Source organism: Streptomyces sp. NPDC085900 (genome assembly GCF_044540925.1).
GTDB classification, from domain to species: Bacteria; Actinomycetota; Actinomycetes; order Streptomycetales; family Streptomycetaceae; genus Streptomyces; species Streptomyces gilvifuscus.
Map to the genome: position 1 here is coordinate 289,180 of NZ_JBITSP010000003.1, position 16,863 is coordinate 306,042.

The following is a 16,863-nucleotide window of genomic DNA, read 5'->3' on the forward strand; positions in this document are numbered from 1 at the left end:
GCATCACCCGGGCTACTCGACGATGTGCCGGCCCTCGGGGCGGGCGCTGCAGGACGCCCGGAACGCGCAGTGCGCGCAGTGCTGTCCGGCGGTCGGCGTGAACCTCTCGTCGAGCACCTTTCCGGCGGCCGTGGCGAGCAGTTCGCCGACCCACTCCCTCGCCGAGCCCTCGATGGGGTCCTGGGCCTGCACCTTGGGCAGCGTCTCGCCGCCGTCGCGCTGCGCGGCACCCTGCCGCAGGTGCACCAGTTCGGCGCCGCCGGGTTCGGGGCGCCGGCCGTCGAAGGCCTCGTCGACGGCGCCCTCGCGGACGGCGAGCTGGTAGACGGCGAGCTGGGGGTGGCGTTCCACCTCGCGCGCGGTGGGCGCCTGTTTGCCGGTCTTGAAGTCGACGACGTAGGCGCGGCCCTCACCGTCGGCCTCGACGCGGTCCATCTGGCCGCGGATGCGGACCTCGTAGTCGCCGGCCGCCAGGGTCACGTCGAAGTCGTGCTCGCTGGCCACCGGGGTGCGGCTGGTGCGGTCCATGACGTGCCACTTCAGGAAGCGTTCGAGCGCCACGCGCGCGGTCTCCTTCTCCTGCGCCGACTTCCACGGCGCGTCGAAGGCGAGCGCGTTCCACACCGAGTCGAGGCGTTCCATGAGGACGGCGAGGTCGGCGGGCGTGTGCCCGGAGGCGACCTCGTCGGCGAGGACGTGGACGACGTTGCCGAAGCCCTGGGCGGTCGTCGCGGGCGCGTCGGCCTTCACCTCGCGGCCCAGGAACCACTGCAAGGAGCAGGTGTTGGCGAGCTGGTCGAGAGCGCTTCCGGAGAGCACGACGGGCTGGTCGCGGTTGCGCAGCGGCACCTTGCTCTCGGTCGGCTCGAACATCCCCCACCAGCGGTAGGGGTGGGCGGAGGGGACGAGCGGGCGGCCGTCCTCGTCGGCGAGCGCGGCGAGGCGGGCGAGCCGGTGGGCGGCCGCCTGCCTGAGGGTGTCCGAGACGCGCGGGTCGACCGTCGTGGCGCGCAGTTCGGCGACCAACGCGGCGACGGACAGGGGGCGGCGCGGGCGGCCCGTGACGTCCTTGGGCTCGACGCCGAGTTCGGTGAGGAAGCGGGACGGCTGGTCGCCGTCGTCGGCCGGTGCCTTCACGGCGGTGACGACGAGGCGTTCACGCGCACGCGTGGCGGCGACGTAGAACAGGCGGCGCTCCTCGGCGAGCAGCGCGCCCGGGGTGAGCGGTTCGGCGAGTCCGTCGCGGCCGATGCGGTCGGCCTCCAGGAGCGAGCCGCGGCGGCGCAGGTCGGGCCACAGCCCTTCCTGGACGCCGGCGACGACGACGAGACGCCACTCCAGGCCCTTGGAGCGGTGCGCGGTCATCAGGCGTACGGCGTCCGGGCGTACCGCCCGCCGCGTGAGGGTGTCGGCGGCGATGTCCTCGGCCTCGATCTCCTCCAGGAAGTTCAGGGCGCCCCGGCCGCCGGTGCGCTCCTCCGCGCGCGCGGCGGTCGCGAACAGCGCGCACACCGCGTCCAGGTCACGGTCGGCGTTGCGCCCGGCGGCCCCGCCGCGCCGCGCGGAACGCTCCAGGCGGGTGGGCCACGGCGTGCCCTCCCACAGGTCCCACAGCGCCTCCTCGGCCGTGCCGCCGCCCGCGAGGCGTTCCCTGGCCTTGCGGAGCAGGGCGCCCAGCCGCTGCGCGCCACGCGCGTACGCGGGGTCGTGCACGGCCAGGCGCTCCGGCTCGGCCAGGGCCCGCGCGAGCAGTTCGTCCGACGGCGGCGGCAGGGCGTTGCCCGCTGCCCGCTCCTCGTCGCGCAGCGCCCGGCCGAGACGGCGCAGGTCGGCGGCGTCCATACCGCCGAGGGGTGAGGCGAGGAGGCTGAGGGCGGTTTCGGTGTCCAGCCAACAGGGGGCTGCCGGGTCGGGCGGGGGTTCCACGGGTGTGGAGGCGTCGGGCAGGGCCTCTCCGGACGGAGCCTCCTCGGGCAGGAGCTCCACGGGCGTGGACGCCTCGGGCAGGCTCTCCTCGGACGGAGTCCCCTCGGACAGGCTCTCTCCGGCAGACAGGCTCTCTCCGGTCGGAGTCTCGTCAGGAAGGCTCTCCCCGGACGGAGTCTCCTCAGGCAGACCCGCCTCGGGCGAAGCCTCTCCCGGCGGGACCGCCTCGGACGGGCTCTCCTCGGGCTGAGCCGTCCCCGCCTCCGCCGTGGCCACCGCTCGCAGGGCCGTCAGCAGGGGTGCGACCGCCGGTTCGTGGCGCAGGGGCAGGTCGTCGCCGTCGATGTCCAGGGGCACGCCGGCGGCCGTCAGCGCGCGGCGGACCGTGGGGATCGTCCGGGACCCGGCACGCACCAGGACGGCCATGTCGCGCCAAGGGACACCGTCCTCCAGGTGGGCCCGGCGCAGGATGTCGGCGATGTTGTCCAGCTCCGTACCGGACGTCGGATACGTGTACACCTCGACGCGGCCGCCCTCCCGGACGGGGGCGAGCCCGCGGTGTGCGCGGACCTTCTCCGCCGGCAGCCGGGTCAGCGGCATGCGCTGGGTGAGCAGGCGGGTCGCGGCGAGCAGGGCGGCGCCGGAGCGGCGGGAGGTGCGCAGGACCTGAACTGGCGCCGGGCGGCCGTCCGCGCGCGGGAAGGCGTGGGGGAACTCCAGGATGCCGTTCACGTCGGAGCCCCGGAAGGCGTAGATCGACTGGTCCGGGTCGCCGTAGGCGACGAGGGTGCGGCCGCCGCCCGCGAGCGCGTGCAGCAGCCGTACCTGAGCCGCGTCCGTGTCCTGGTACTCGTCGACGAGGACGGCGTCGTACTGCGCGGCGAGCCGTTCGGCGACCTCGGGCCGGCGGGCGAGGAGGACCGCGCGGTGGACCAGTTCGGCGTAGTCGAGCACGCCCTGCATGTCGAGGACGTCGAGGTACTCGGCGAGGAAGGCGGCCGCGGCGCGCCAGTCGGGGCGGCCGATACGGCGGGCGAAGTCGTCCAGCGCGACCGGATCCAGGCCGAGTTCCCGGCTGCGGGCGAGGACCGCGCGGACCTCGTCGGCGAAGCCCCGGGTCGTCAGGCAGGCGCGCAGCTCGTCCGGCCAGCGCACGTGCGCGAGGCCGAGTCGCTCCAGGTCGGGCTGGCCGGCGAGCAGCTCGCGGACGGCGACGTCCTGCTCCGGGCCGGACAGCAGCCGCAGCGGCTCCACGAACAGCTCGCTGTCCTGGTGGGCGCGCACGAGGGCGTAGCAGAACGAGTGGAAGGTGGTCGCCTGGGGAGCGCGGGCCGCCCCCACGCGCAGCGCCATGCGGTCGCGCAGCTCGACGGCCGCCTTGCGGCTGAACGTCAGCACGAGCACGCGCGCGGGGTCACCGCCACGGGCGATCCGCGCCGCCACGGACTCGACGAGTGTGGTCGTCTTGCCGGTGCCGGGACCTGCGAGAACGAGCAGCGGGCCGGACCTGTGGTCAACCACGGAGCGCTGAGCGGCGTCCAGACGAGGGGGATCCGGTCGGGCCGGAGGGGTACGCACCAGCCGGTAAGCGCCACGGTTCCCCTGTCGCACCGCGGGGTGCGACAGGCGCCTGGTGGAGGAAGAGGAGCTCACGTGGTTCGCCGGTCCTGGTGGGTGTGCTGGTTGTCGGACCACCGTGCGTGCGGGGCGGTGATCGCGGGGTGAGGGGGACGTGTGCAGCCGACGCTACGCCGACGGGCCGGACGGAAGCAGAGCTTCCGCTTCTTCCCTCCCGACGCTCACGCCTCGCACGTCCCTCGCCCCTCGAACGTACGGCATGCGACAGACGTGCCCCTGTTCCCCCATACGGATCACGGGTCACACACGGGGTTGCCGGATGGCGGAAGCTGTCAGGTGTGACCCTCAGCGCGTCCGCCGCCGTCCCAGCGCGCCCGCTTCATGTCGAGGCGCGGCAGGTGGCCCTCGGCAGCCCTGCTCGCCTCCTTCAGGGGCGTGCTCTCGGCGCGGTAGTGGTCGAGCGCCCGCAGCTCGTGCCCGGGCAGCAGGACGCCGTCCGAGCGGACGACGCGCCACCAGGGCACGGCGCCTCCGTAGAGGGCCATCACCCGGCCGACCTGCCGGGGTCCGCCCTTCCCCAGCCACTCGGCGACGTCCCCGTACGTCATGACACGCCCGGGCGGTACCAGTTCGGCGACCTCAAGGACCCGCTCGGCGTACTCCGGCAGCGCGTCCGGGTGTTCCGGTCGGTCCTCGTGCGGCAGGCTCTCCTCGCTCATCCGGCCCATCCTGCCCCACGCCACCGACAGTGCGACGCGCTCGTGACCGTGCGTATCCCTCGCCCCCGCGCGGCGCTTCCGGCAGACTGTGCGCCCCCGCATTTGCACCCTGATGCCCCCGTGTGTCGGTGGGGCATGCCACCATCATGCGGGCGGTGACCGGTGATACGAGATCAAGAAGAGACGATGAAGCAGCAGGGTGTGCACCCAGAGGACGCGGAGAGCACCTCTGACGCTTCGTCGCGCCCGGAACCCGTTTCCGGCGGCACGGGGACGTCCGCGAAGGCCTCTGACAGGGACGACGTCGACCTCGTCGAGGAGGCGCACATCGACGAGGTGGAGGGCGACGAACCGCTCCTCCCCGCGCGCGTGCACCGCCCCTCCGACCTGATGCGCCTGATGGTGGGCGTGCTGGGGATCGTGCTGCTGCTCGCGATCGCCGCGTTCGCGCACGGCACCACGTCGGGCCTCGAACAGGACATCAACAAGGGCACCGGGCAGGCGCCCGACCTGCTCATCAAGATCGCGGGGCTGGCCTCCAGCATCGCCATCCTGCTGGTTCCGGTCGCGTTCGCGATCGAGCGGCTGATCAAGCGCGACGGGCTGCGCATCGCCGACGGCGTCCTCGCCGCGGTCCTCGCGCACGGTGTGACACTCGCCACCGACCTGTGGGTGGCCAAGGGCGCCCCCGGCTCCATCCAGGAGGCGCTCACCCAGCCCTCCCCCGGCGACATCCACGCCCTCACGGACCCGGTGCACGGCTATCTCGCCCCGGTCATCGCCTACATGACCGCGGTCGGCATGTCACGGCGGCCCCGCTGGCGGGCCGTGCTGTGGATCGTGCTGCTCCTCGACGCGTTCTCGATGCTGGTCACCGGCTACACGACACCGTTCTCGATCATCCTGACGGTGCTGATCGGCTGGACGGTGGCCTACGGCACGCTCTACGCGGTCGGCTCGCCCAACGTCCGCCCCACCGGCAGGACGCTGATGGCGGGCCTCCGGCACGTGGGGTTCCGCCCGGTGACCGCGGCCCGCGAGGAGGTGCCGGAGCACCACGAGACCGGCGACCGCGGCCGGCGTTACTTCGTCACCCTGGAGGACGGCCCGCCCCTGGACGTCACCGTCGTCGACCGGGAGCAGCAGGCCCAGGGGTTCTTCTATCGCGCGTGGCGCAACCTGACCCTGCGCGGCTTCGCCACCCGCAGCAGCCTCCAGTCGCTGCGCCAGGCCCTGGAGCAGGAGGCCCTGCTCGCCTACGCGGCCATCGCGGCCGGCGCCAACGCGCCCAAGCTGATCGCGACCTCCGAACTCGGCCCCGACGCGGTGATGCTCGTCTACGAGCACACCGGCGGGCGCACACTCGACTCCCTGGCGGACGACGAGATCACCGACGGACTGCTGCACGACACCTGGCACCAGGTGCGGGCCCTGCAGTCCCGGCGCATCGCGCACCGCCGGCTCGTGGGCGACGCGATTCTGGTGGATCGTTCCGGCACCGTCATCCTCACCGACCTGCGCGTCGGCGAGATCGCGGCCGGCGATCTGCTGCTGCGCATGGACGTCTCCCAGCTCCTGGTGACGCTCGGTCTGCGGGTCGGCGCCGAGCGCGCGGTCGCGTCTGCGGTGGCCGTGCTCGGCCCGGACGCGGTGGCCGACTGCCTGCCGATGCTGCAGCCCATCGCCCTCAGCCGCACCTCCCGGGCGACCCTGCGCAAGCTGGCCCGGGAACGGGCCCAGCGGGAGCGCGAGGCGGTTCTGGAGGCGTCGCGGCAGGCCAAGCAGGCCCGCCTGGAGGCGGCGGACGACGACACGGGGCCCGCACTGGAGAAGCCCGACAAGAAGGCCGTACGGGCGGAGGCCAGGGCCGAGAAGCGGGCCATCGACGAGGCCATCGACGAAGCGCGGGAAGAGGATCTGCTCACGCAGATCCGCCACCAGGTGCTGCTCATCAGGCCGCAGGCGCCGGTCGAGCCGGCCCGGCTGGAGCGGGTGCGGCCGCGGACGCTGATCAGTTTCATCGCGGGTGCCATCGGCGCGTACTTCCTGCTGACGCAGCTCACCCACATCGAGTTCGGGCCACTGATGGAGAACGCGCAGTGGGGCTGGGTCGTCGCGGCCCTCGCGTTCTCGGCGGCCAGCTACTTCGCCGCGGCGATGGCCCTGCTGGGGTTCGTGCCCGAGCGGGTGCCGTTCCTGCGGACCGTCGCGGCCCAGGTCGCCGGGTCGTTCGTGAAGATCGTCGCGCCCGCTGCGGTGGGCGGTGTCGCGCTCAACACGCGCTTCCTGCAGCGCGCGGGCGTCCGGCCCGGCCTGGCGGTCGCGAGCGTGGGTGCCTCCCAGTTGTTCGGGCTCGGCTGCCACATCCTGATGCTGCTGTCCTTCGGCTACCTGACCGGCACCGAGAAGACGCCGTCGCTGTCGCCGTCCCGGACGGTCATCGCGGGCCTGCTGACGGTGGCGGTGCTCGTCCTGGTGGTCACCTCGGTGCCGTTCATGCGGAAATTCGTCGCCACGCGCGTGCGGTCGCTTTTCGCCGGTGTCGTGCCGCGCATGCTGGACGTGCTGCAGCGGCCGCAGAAGCTGGTCACCGGCATCGGCGGCATGCTGCTGCTGACCGCCTGCTTCGTGATGTGCCTGGACGCCTCGATCCGCGCCTTCGGCCAGCAGGGCGCCTCGCTCAGCATCGCCAGCGTCGCCGTCGTCTTCCTCGCCGGCAACGCCCTCGGCTCCGCGGCCCCGACCCCGGGCGGCGTGGGTGCGGTCGAGGCGACGCTGACGGTCGGTCTGATCGCCGTGGGTCTGCCCAAGGAGGTCGCGGCCCCGGCCGTACTGCTGTTCCGGCTGCTGACGCTGTGGTTGCCGGTGCTGCCGGGCTGGCTGGCCTTCAACCAGCTCTCCCGCAAGCAGGCACTCTGATACGACGGCTCGTCGTACGACGTCCGTACGCGCGCGTACCTCATACGGCCCGTGTCCCGAGCGGGCCGCCCGGCGCGGCCACAGGATGGAGGTATGCCGAAGCCTCCGCGCCTGCGGGCCGCTGCCCTGACCGCCGTACTGCTGTCCTCCGTACTGGCGGCCTGCAGCGGCAACGCCAAGAACGACGAGGACCTGTCGGCCCAGAAGCTGCACTGGAAGGACTGCCCGGCCCCCTCCGCGGCGGAGGGCGGGGGCTCCGCGCCGTCGCCCCTGCCGAACGGCGGCACCTGGCAGTGCGCCACCATGAAGGCGCCGCTGGACTGGGGCAAGCCCAAGGGTGACACGATCGGCATCGCGCTGATCCGGGCGAGGACGAGCGGAGCCGCGGGCAAACGCATCGGGTCTCTCGTCTTCAACTTCGGCGGCCCCGGCGGCTCCGGTGTCACCACGCTGCCCTCCTTCGGCCAGGACTACGCGAAGCTGCGCACCCGCTACGACCTGGTCAGCTTCGACCCGCGCGGGGTCGGCCGCAGCGCGCCCGTGGAATGCGAGAACGACCAGCAGCTCGACAACTACTTCCAGCAGGACGCCACCCCCGACGACGCCGCCGAGCGCACCGAGTTCCTGGACAACACCAAGAACTTCAACTCGGCCTGCGAGAAGAACTCCAAGAAGGTGCTGCCGCACGTGCGCACCACCGACGCGGCCCGGGACATGGACCTGATGCGGCAGGTCCTCGGCGACGACAAGCTCTACTACTTCGGCATCTCCTACGGCACCGAACTCGGCGGCGTCTACGCCCACTTGTTCCCCCGGCACGTGGGCCGGGCCGTCTTCGACGCGGTCGTCGACCCGACGCAGAACGCCGAACAGAGCTCGCTCGGGCAGGCCGGCGGCTTCCAGCTCGCCCTCGACAACTTCGCCCGGGACTGCACCTCCAAGGCACAGCCCTGCCCGATCGGCGACAACGCGCAGGACGTCAAGGACCGCATCGCCAAGTTCCTGAGGGACCTCGACAAGAAGCCGATCTCCGGGATCTTCCCGCGTCAGCTCACCCAGACCGCCGCGACCAACGGCATCGCACAGTCCCTGTACTCCAAGGACTTCTGGCAGTACCTCACCGAGGGCCTGCAGGAGGCGTACGACGGCGACGGCAAGATCCTGATGGCGCTGTCCGACTCGATGAACGGCCGCAGCGAGAACGGCGAGTACAGCAACATCACGGCCGCGAACATCGCCATCAACTGCGCGGACGACAAGGCCCGCTACGACGCCGCCTACGTGCAGCACAAGCTCCCCGAGTTCCGGGCCGTCTCACCGCTCTTCGGTGACTTCCTGGCCTGGTCCATGGCCGGTTGCACCGACTGGGCCGTGGCGGGCGCCGCCGACCACCCCGACGTGAGCGCCGCCGGCTCGGCGCCGATCCTCGTCGTGGGCAACACCGGCGACCCGGCCACACCGTACGAGGGTGCGAAGAAGATGGTGAACGCGCTGGGCAAGGGCGTCGGCGTGGAGCTGACGTACAAGGGGCAGGGGCACGGCGCGTACGACAGCAAGAACAAGTGCGTGCAGAGCGCGGTGAACGGCTATCTCCTGGACGGGAAAGTGCCGGCGGCCGGAACCGTCTGCTCCTGACGGCAGCCCGGGAATCCCCAGCAGATCCCAGTAAAGATGCAGGTCAGAAGGTTATCCACAGGCCTGCGCGAGCTCGGCTTGATCTGCCTACTATGGCCTGACCGCGGTCCGCTGCTCGATGCGGACGGCCTGTCAGGGGGGACGCACATGGCGCGATTCGCACGGTGGACGGCTTTCGGAGCCGCCGCCGCACTGCTGGTGGCGGGTTGCAGCAGCGGCTCGTCGTCCGACGGCGGCGAGGGCAAGAACGGGTCGAAGACGAGTCCGGCCGCCTCGCCCGCGACCGGCTCTTCCGGTACGACCGCCGCCCTGCCCTCCTCCCTGACCGCGCAGAAACTCGTCTGGGGGCGTTGCAAGGCGACCGCGGACGCCACCGCGCCGGGCAGCGACTGGCAGTGCGCGACGCTCAAGGTGCCGCTGGACTGGTCGAAGCCAGACGGCGGGACGATCGGTCTGGCACTGATCCGCGAGAAGGCCCGCGGGGGCAAGCGCCTCGGATCGCTGCTGTTCAACTTCGGTGGCCCCGGCGGCTCGGGTGTGTCGACCATGCCGCAGTACGCCGCCACGGCGTCCGTGCTGCGCGAGCGCTACGACCTGGTCAGCTGGGATCCGCGCGGAGTCGCCGCCAGCGAGGGGGTGCGCTGCCGCGGAGACAAGGCGATCCAGGCCGCCGAGGACGTCGACGCCACACCCGACACCCCGGCCGAGGAGAAGGCGTACTTCCAGGACGCCGTCGACTTCGGCAAGGGCTGCCAGAAGGCCGCCGGAAAGATCCTGGCCCACGTGTCGACGACCGACACCGCCCGCGACATGGACCTGATGCGCCAGGTGCTGGGCGACTCGAAGATGCACTACTTCGGCATCTCCTACGGCACGGAACTGGGCGGCGTCTACGCCCATCTCTTCCCGAAGCACGTCGGACGGCTCGTCCTCGACGCGGTCGTCGACCCCAGCGCGGACTCGGTGGGACACGCGGAGAACCAGGCCCGGGGGTTCCAACGGGCGCTGGACGAATACCTGAAGTCGACCGGCCAGGACCCCGCGCAGGGCACCCGGAAGATCGCGAGCCTGGTGAAGCGGCTCGACGCGCACCCGCTGCCGACCTCCTCGGGGCGCAAGCTGACGCAGACGCTCGCTCTCACCGGCATCGTCCTGCCCCTCTACAGCAAGTCGGGCTGGCCGGCCCTGACCAGCGCCCTGGACTCGGCGGAGCGGGGCGACGGCACGGAACTGCTCACGCTGGCCGACGGCTACAACGAGCGGGACTCCTCGGGTCACTACGGCACGACGACCCACTCCCAACGGGTCATATCGTGCCTGGACGACAAGCAGCGGCCGACCGCCGGGCAGACGAAGAAGCTGCTGCCGACGTTCGAGAGGATCTCGCCCGTGTTCGGGGACTTCCTCGGCTGGGACACCGCCGGCTGGTGCCACGACTGGCCGGTGGCCGGACAGTACGACACCCCGGAGGTCAGCGCGCCCCGCGCGGCACCGGTCCTGGTGGTCGGCAACACCGGCGACCCGGCGACGCCGTACGAGGGCGCCAGGAAGATGGCCGACGAGCTCGGCAAGGGCGTCGGTGTGGAGCTCACCTGGAAGGGCGAGGGACACGGGGCGTACGGCAACGGGAGCGACTGCGTCGACTCGACGGTGAACGCGTACCTGCTCGACGGGAGGGTGCCGAAGGACGGCAAGGTCTGCGCCCGGTAGAACGGGACGGTCGTCGGCGGTTCGGTTCGCGGAGGTCGCGAGGCCGTGCGACGGGAAGGGGCTCGGCACCCGTGGTGCCGAGCCCCTTCCGGGAAATCTGCCTAGTAGACCGGCTTGTGCGGCTCGATCTGGTGGACCCAGCCGATCACTCCGCCACCGACGTGCACGGCGTCGGAGAAGCCCGCCGACTTCAGCACCGCGAGGACTTCCGCACTGCGGACACCCGTCTTGCAATGCAGGACGATCTTCTTGTCCTGCGGGAGGGTCTCCAGGGCGGTGCCCATGAGGAACTCGTTCTTGGGGATCAGCTTGGCGCCGGGGATCGACACGATCTCGTACTCGTTGATCTCGCGGACGTCGATGATCTCGATGTTCTCGCCGTCGTCGATCCACTCCTTGAGCTGCTTCGGAGTGATCGTCGAGCCGGCCGCCGCCTCCTGGGCCTCCTCGGAGACGACGCCGCAGAAGGCCTCGTAGTCGATGAGCTCGGTGACGGTCGGGTTCTCGCCGCAGACCGCGCAGTTCGGGTCCTTGCGGACCTTGACCTGGCGGTACTGCATCTCCAGGGCGTCGTAGATCATCAGCCGGCCGACCAGCGGCTCGCCGATGCCCGCGAGGAGCTTGATGGCCTCGTTGACCTGGATGGAGCCGATGGACGCGCACAGCACGCCCAGCACGCCGCCCTCGGCGCAGGAGGGGACCATGCCCGGCGGCGGGGGCTCCGGGTAGAGGCAGCGGTAGCAGGGGCCGTGCTCGGCCCAGAAGACGGAGGCCTGGCCGTCGAAGCGGTAGATCGAACCCCACACGTACGGCTTGTTCAGCAGCACGCACGCGTCGTTGACCAGGTAGCGGGTCGCGAAGTTGTCCGTGCCGTCGACGATCAGGTCGTACTGGCTGAAGATGTCCATCACGTTGTCGGCCTCGAGCCGCTCCTCGTGAAGGATCACGTTCACGTACGGGTTGATGCCCTTGACGGTGTCACGGGCGGACTCCGCCTTGGAGCGGCCGATGTCGGCCTGGCTGTGGATGATCTGACGCTGCAGGTTCGACTCGTCTACCTCGTCGAACTCCACGATGCCGAGGGTGCCGACGCCCGCGGCGGCCAGGTACATCAGCGCCGGCGAGCCCAGGCCGCCGGCGCCCACACAGAGCACCTTGGCGTTCTTCAGCCGCTTCTGCCCGTCCATCCCGACGTCGGGGATGATCAGGTGGCGGGAGTACCTGCGGACCTCGTCTACGGTGAGCTCAGAGGCTGGCTCGACCAGGGGTGGCAGCGACACGGGGACTCCGTTGGTCGGTCAATCAGTACGGTTGTTCTCCGTGTAACAGTGCCACGGCCTTTTTCATTCCGAGACACCCGTTCCGATCCGCGAGACGATTTCGTCCCAGTAGCCGGGCATGGTCTCCCACGGATCGGTGCGTCCGCCGCGGTCGGTGCGGTCCGTGAAGTAGATGGTCGAGGCCCCCTGCCAGCGGGCGATGCGGAGCGCTTCGTCGAGGTGGGGGCCCGGGACTCCGTGGACGAAGTGGCAGAAGCGGTCGGGCGGGTAGTCGGCCGTCCACTCGGCCACCTGCGACCAGCGGTAGTCGCTCCACGGCCCCGAGAACGTGACCAACTGGTCGCAGGTCTCCGCGTACCCGGGGTGCGGGTGGGTGCCGTGGCCGAGCACGATGTGGGCGTCGTCACGGACCGCGCGGAGCGTGGTGACGGCGCGGCGGATCCCGGGAAGCGACGTGCGTTCGGTCGGGCAGCGGTCGAGGAGGAAGCCGTCGACCCGGTACCAGTCGATGTAGCGGTGCGCGTCGGAGATCATCTCGCCGAAGGTGCGGGCGCCGAAGGTGGCGTCGAGGTGGCCCAGGACGCGGACACCCGCGTTGCGCAGGCGGCCGGCCGCCTCCAGGCAGTGCGGGTCGGGGCGACTGCCGGGGCCGTCGGCGACGTTGAGGACCACCCAGTGCAGGGGGGTGCCCGGGCGGGTCAGTTCGCTCCATTCAGTGGGGGCGACGAGGGGGTGCGCGTAGCCGGGGATGCCGAAGCCGGTGCGGAACGCCGTGCTCGGGGAGTACGTCTTGGTGCTGGTCAGATGCGGCATGCCGCCTCCATCCAGATGTCGGCGAGGGACTCTTCGAGGTTGATCCGGGGCCGCCAGCCGAGCCGGTCGCGTGCGGTGCGCACATCGGCCTGCTGCCAGCTGCCGCAGCCGTCCGGGTACGGGTACGCGACGGGGGCCGCGTGGTCGGAATCACCGCGCGGGTGGCCGATCGGGGCGCGCAGCGGGCCGGGCGGGCCGTCGAGTTCGTGGAGGGCGCCGCCGTACCCCGCCACGCGGGCGAGGGTGGTGGCGGCGTCGCGCAGGCGGACGGCGCGGCCGGACCCGATGTTGATGACGCCCTGGGCGGCGGACAGGCTCGCGGCGTGGACGGCTCGGGCCACGTCGCGTACGTCGACGAAGTCGCGCTGGGCGCCCAGGCCCGCGAGTTTGAGCTCGCCGTCGCCGGACTGCATGGCTCGGCGCATGGCCTCCGCCAGGCGGCCCAGGGGCGAGCCGGCCGGGGTGCCGGGGCCGGCGGGTGAGAAGACGCGCAGGACGACCGCGTCCAGGCCGGAGCCGAGGACGAGTTCGGTGGCGGCGAGCTTGCTCACGCCGTACGGGCCGCCGGGGCGCGGGACGGCGTCCTCGGCCGTGGAGGAGCCGGGCTGGCTGGGGCCGTACTCGGCGCCGCAGCCGATCTGCACCAGGCGGGCGCCGCAGCCGCTGCGGCGCAGGGCCTCGCAGACGGTGGCGACGGCGACGGTGTTGTGCCGGGTGAGTTCGCGTGCGCCGCCCCGGGTGGCGCCGGCGCAGTTGACGACTACGCCCGGGTGTACCGCGTCGAGGAAGCGGGTGAGGGCGCCGGGGCTGCCGGACGCCAGGTCGAAGCGGACGTCGGCGTCGTCGCCTCGGCCGAGGGCGGTGAGCTGGACGGCCGGGTCGGCGAGGAGGCGGTCGGCCACGAAGCGGCCGAGGTAGCCGTTGGCTCCGATCAGCAGGACTCTCATCGGGCGGCTCCTTGGGCGCCGTCGGGGGTGGGGTGGGCGGTGGTCATCTGTGGTGCTCCTTCAAGGCGGGGGCCTCCGGGCGGTTGCGCCGGGATGCCTGCGGCGCCTGTGCGGTTTTCGTGGTGGTGCTTGTGGTGCCTGGGGATGGTGGGTGGGTCGGGGCCGCGCCGGGGGGTGTCCGTCCTCGGTCGGGCGGTGCTGTGGGGCGGGATGTGCTGTTTCTTGACGCCCGACACTGCGGGCGGGCACCCCCCGGCGCGGCCCCTCCTCGCCGTACGCGGCTGTCGCCGGGGCGTGATGGCCGGCTCAGCATGTGGGCTCCGGTGGGGTGTGGGCCGAGGCTCTGGTGAGGGTGCGAGCGGCGTGGGCCAGGAGGGTCAGCGCCGCTGTGGCGCAGGTGAGTGTCGGGATGCTTGATGGGCCCCAGGTGTCGGCCAGGGTTTGTACGGGTGTGGCCAGGTAGGTGCAGGCGGGGAGGCGGCCCGCGAAGACCGTGGCCAGGGCCGTGGCTTGGGTGGTGGCCGTCGCCATGAGGACGGTGGCTGGGGCGTGGGTGAAGCCGTGGGTTGTGAGGAGGCGGGCGAGGAACAGGAGGGCGCCCAGGGGGAGCGTGGTTGCGTAGGGTGCGGGTTCGCCCAGGGCTGCTCCGGTCAGGGCGAGGAGGGTCGTCAGGGCGGTCAGGTAGAGCGTGAGTGCGGTGAGGAGCAGGGGGCGTACGGCTGTGGAGAAGTCCTCCAAGCTGCGGCTGGTGGTCAGTTTGCGGTGGGCGCGTGCTGCCAGGAGGTGGGCGGTCCAGGCCGCGGGGGCGCAGGACCACGCGAGGGCCAGGAGGGGGGCCGTGGTGACGGGCCAGGGGCCGTTGGCGGTGCCTGTGGGCAGGCCGTCGGGGCCGCCGGTGAGGACCGCTTGCAGGAGGCCGTCGCCCAGTAGGGCGTAGGTGAGGAGCCAGACCGTCCAGAGGGTGGTGCCGGGGGCGCGTGACGTGGAGCCCGGTGGGGTGGGGTGGGTTGGGGCCAGGGGGCCTCGGGAGAGCGCCGCGCGCAGGGCCACGGTGATGGCTAGGGCTCCGGCGGCCGCGATCGCCGTGTGTGTCTGTCCGTCGGTGAGCTGGAGAGTTGAGACGGTTGCCGTGGCCAGGAGGCCTGGGAGGAGGGTGAGCAGTGCCCAGCCGGCTCGTACGCGGAAGGCGTCTGTGGTTTCCGGAGGGGCGGACCGGTCCTCGTCTCGGGCGGCTCGCGCGAACATCTCCTCCGCGAGTGCGAACACGTCACGGTGGCGGAAGCGCGTCGCGGTGCGGTCTGTGATGCCGTGGGCCTCCAGGCCCGCTGCGATCTCCAGGGGGTCCACCGCCCTTGCGCACAGTTCCCTGTGACGGTGCATCAGCGCCTTCACGGGGTCGGCCGCGGTGCGGCGGGGGGTGGGGGGTTTTGCGTCGGCACGGGTGCGGGGGGGTGCTTCGCCGTCCGTGTGTGTGGTTGTTTCGTCCGTCAGCCACTCCTGTGATCGTTCGTCCCATGCGCCGGGGCTGTGGGGTGTGCCCGGGCGGTCCAGTTCTCCCAGGTCGCTCATCGGGCACCCTCCGGGGTCGGAGTCGTGGCGTGGGCCTGGGCCGTCGCCCAGGTGGGGGTGCTGCGGACGTGGGCGCCTGTCCAGCGGCCCGGTACGTGGGCCTCGGCGGGGACGGCGAAGGGCAGGGGCTCTCCGGTCTCGTCGACGACGACCCGGCGCACCGGGGTGCGCGCGACGATCTCCAGGTAAATGCCGTGAAATGCCGTGGTGTTCTGCTCGACGGTGAACAGTTCGAGTGCACGCGCGCGTGCTGCCGCGCCCAGGCGCTCGCGGCGCGCGGGGTCGCGCAGCAGCGCCACGCAGGCCTCGGCGAGCGCCCGCGGATTGCGGGGCGGTACGACGAGTCCCGTTCCGCCGATGACCTCCACGACCGCGCCGACGTCCGTGGAGACGGTCGCGCGGCCGCAGAACATGGCCTCGACGAGGCTGATCGGGAATCCCTCCACGACGCTGGAGAGAACCGTCACGCCACCGGCGGCGTACGCGTCGGCGAGGGTCGGCAGTTCGGGGCCGCCGATCTCGGCGAAGGAGACGGGGTTGTCGCCGACGGTGTGCGGGCCCTCGGCCTCGTCGGGGAAGAGCTGCGCGGCGAGGGCGCGGCAGTGGCCGAGGTAGGCCTCGCCCTCGGGGCCGGCCGGAGCGCCGGTGATCCGCAGCCGGGTCTTGGGCTCCTCCTTGCGGATCTCGGCGAAGGCGTGGAGCAGCGACACCAGGTCCTTCGTCGGTTCGACGCGGCCGACCCAGACCAGCGTGTCGGGATCGGCGCAGTCCGTGGACTCCCCTACCTCGGCGAAGGGGGAGGCGTCCATGCCCGGGTGGACCGTGCGGAGTTTGGCGCGGTCGGCGCCGCAGCGCTCCTGCCAGCGGCGGGCGTGCGCGTTGCCGGGCGTCACGATCGTGGCCCGGGCGTAGGCCTCGGCGGCGAGCCTGCCGTGGAAGGCGGCGAGCAGGGAGCGTACGGCGGGCGGGGCGTCGGTGGCTGCGAGGTAGTGCGTGCGCAGTCGCACGCCGTACTCGGTCAGCAGAAGGGGTACGCCGAAGAAGTGGTGGGCGAGCAGTCCGGGCAGGGCCGCCGGGCCGCCGGACGTGGCGTGGCACAGGTCGACCGCGCCGAGGTCGTCGTCCTGGTACCAGTCGAGGGAGAGGGGGCGCAGGGCGCGTTCGAGGTGTGCGGCTACGGAGAGCAGATCGGGTACGCGCGCCTCGCGTGCCGTCTGTTGAGCGCCGGGCGCACGACAGGCGCGCTCCAGGGCGCGCACGGCACTCTCGGAGCGCAGTGCGCCCCCCAGGCCGCCCCCCTCGTCGCGGGCCAGTTCGGCGAGCCCGTACAGCGCGCTGCCGAAACGGTCCGCCTCAAGGGTCGACGCGGCCTCCGGGGAACCGGACGCGCACAGGACGGCGGCCAGTTCGCCGTAGTGCTCGGTGAATCGCCGGCGTGCGCGCCGCCCGTACAGGACCCCGTCGTCCTCGGCCGCCCACAGCGGGGCGGTGCGCACCCGGCCGACCTGCGGCGGCAGTGCGACCCAGCCCTCGTCCTCCTGGCTCCGGCTGCTGCCGAGGGCGTAGACGTCGAACTCGTGCTGCCCGAGCCCGCGCACGAGCCGGTCGCACCAGAGCGTGGCGTCACCGCTCACATACGGATAGCCACCCTCCGTAAGCAGTCCGATGCGCACGTGCGCACCCCCGATCTCCCGTTTGGGGAGCCGCCGTTGACCCGGCGGCTCGCAGCGGGAAGAACGTATGCGGACAAGGCGGTGGCGCGATGGA

The 16,863-nt window shown here is 72.2% G+C and carries 10 protein-coding genes; 3 read left to right on the forward strand and 7 right to left on the reverse strand.

What is annotated here, in order from left to right; genetic code table 11:
* Positions 1-12: 12 nt before the first annotated feature.
* Positions 13-3,579, reverse strand: a complete 3,567-nt coding sequence (locus tag ACIGDI_RS10720; RefSeq protein ID WP_399893646.1) for a UvrD-helicase domain-containing protein — start codon at positions 3,577-3,579, stop codon at positions 13-15.
* A 257-nt stretch (positions 3,580-3,836) separates the two neighbouring features.
* On the reverse strand, positions 3,837-4,223 hold the full coding sequence (locus ACIGDI_RS10725) for an MGMT family protein (RefSeq protein ID WP_399893650.1): 387 nt from the start codon (positions 4,221-4,223) through the stop codon (positions 3,837-3,839).
* 186 nt (positions 4,224-4,409) lie between these two features.
* On the opposite strand from ACIGDI_RS10725, the gene ACIGDI_RS10730 reads away from it, so the two are divergent.
* The 3 genes from ACIGDI_RS10730 to ACIGDI_RS10740 all read left to right on the forward strand — a co-directional run bounded on the left by ACIGDI_RS10730 (position 4,410) and on the right by ACIGDI_RS10740 (position 10,487).
* Positions 4,410-7,142, forward strand: coding sequence for a lysylphosphatidylglycerol synthase domain-containing protein (locus tag ACIGDI_RS10730; protein ID WP_399893653.1), 2,733 nt, complete (start codon positions 4,410-4,412; stop codon positions 7,140-7,142).
* 93 nt (positions 7,143-7,235) lie between these two features.
* Positions 7,236-8,777, forward strand: coding sequence for an alpha/beta hydrolase (locus tag ACIGDI_RS10735; protein WP_399893656.1), 1,542 nt, complete (start codon positions 7,236-7,238; stop codon positions 8,775-8,777).
* Between the two features lie 147 nt (positions 8,778-8,924).
* Complete coding sequence (locus tag ACIGDI_RS10740; protein ID WP_399893659.1) at positions 8,925-10,487, forward strand: alpha/beta hydrolase; 1,563 nt, start codon at positions 8,925-8,927, stop codon at positions 10,485-10,487.
* 101 nt (positions 10,488-10,588) lie between these two features.
* Here the strand turns inward: ACIGDI_RS10740 and moeZ are convergent, their stop codons facing one another.
* From moeZ to pelF, 5 genes are all read right to left on the reverse strand, one after another.
* Positions 10,589-11,767: an adenylyltransferase/sulfurtransferase MoeZ gene (gene moeZ / locus ACIGDI_RS10745; RefSeq protein ID WP_399893662.1), complete on the reverse strand. Its 1,179-nt coding sequence runs from the start codon at positions 11,765-11,767 to the stop codon at positions 10,589-10,591.
* Between the two features lie 63 nt (positions 11,768-11,830).
* On the reverse strand, positions 11,831-12,580 hold the full coding sequence (locus ACIGDI_RS10750) for a spherulation-specific family 4 protein (protein WP_399893665.1): 750 nt from the start codon (positions 12,578-12,580) through the stop codon (positions 11,831-11,833).
* Positions 12,568-13,527, reverse strand: a complete 960-nt coding sequence (locus tag ACIGDI_RS10755; protein ID WP_399893669.1) for an NAD-dependent epimerase/dehydratase family protein — start codon at positions 13,525-13,527, stop codon at positions 12,568-12,570. The genes ACIGDI_RS10750 and ACIGDI_RS10755 overlap by 13 nt, the downstream gene beginning before the upstream one ends.
* Positions 13,528-13,833: 306 nt before the next feature.
* On the reverse strand, positions 13,834-15,096 hold the full coding sequence (locus ACIGDI_RS10760) for a hypothetical protein (RefSeq protein WP_399893672.1): 1,263 nt from the start codon (positions 15,094-15,096) through the stop codon (positions 13,834-13,836).
* The gene (pelF, locus tag ACIGDI_RS10765) at positions 15,093-16,769 is read right to left on the reverse strand and encodes a GT4 family glycosyltransferase PelF (protein ID WP_399893675.1); all 1,677 of its coding nucleotides are present in this window, start codon (positions 16,767-16,769) and stop codon (positions 15,093-15,095) included. Before pelF ends, ACIGDI_RS10760 begins: the two co-directional genes overlap by 4 nt.
* Positions 16,770-16,863: the final 94 nt, after the last annotated feature.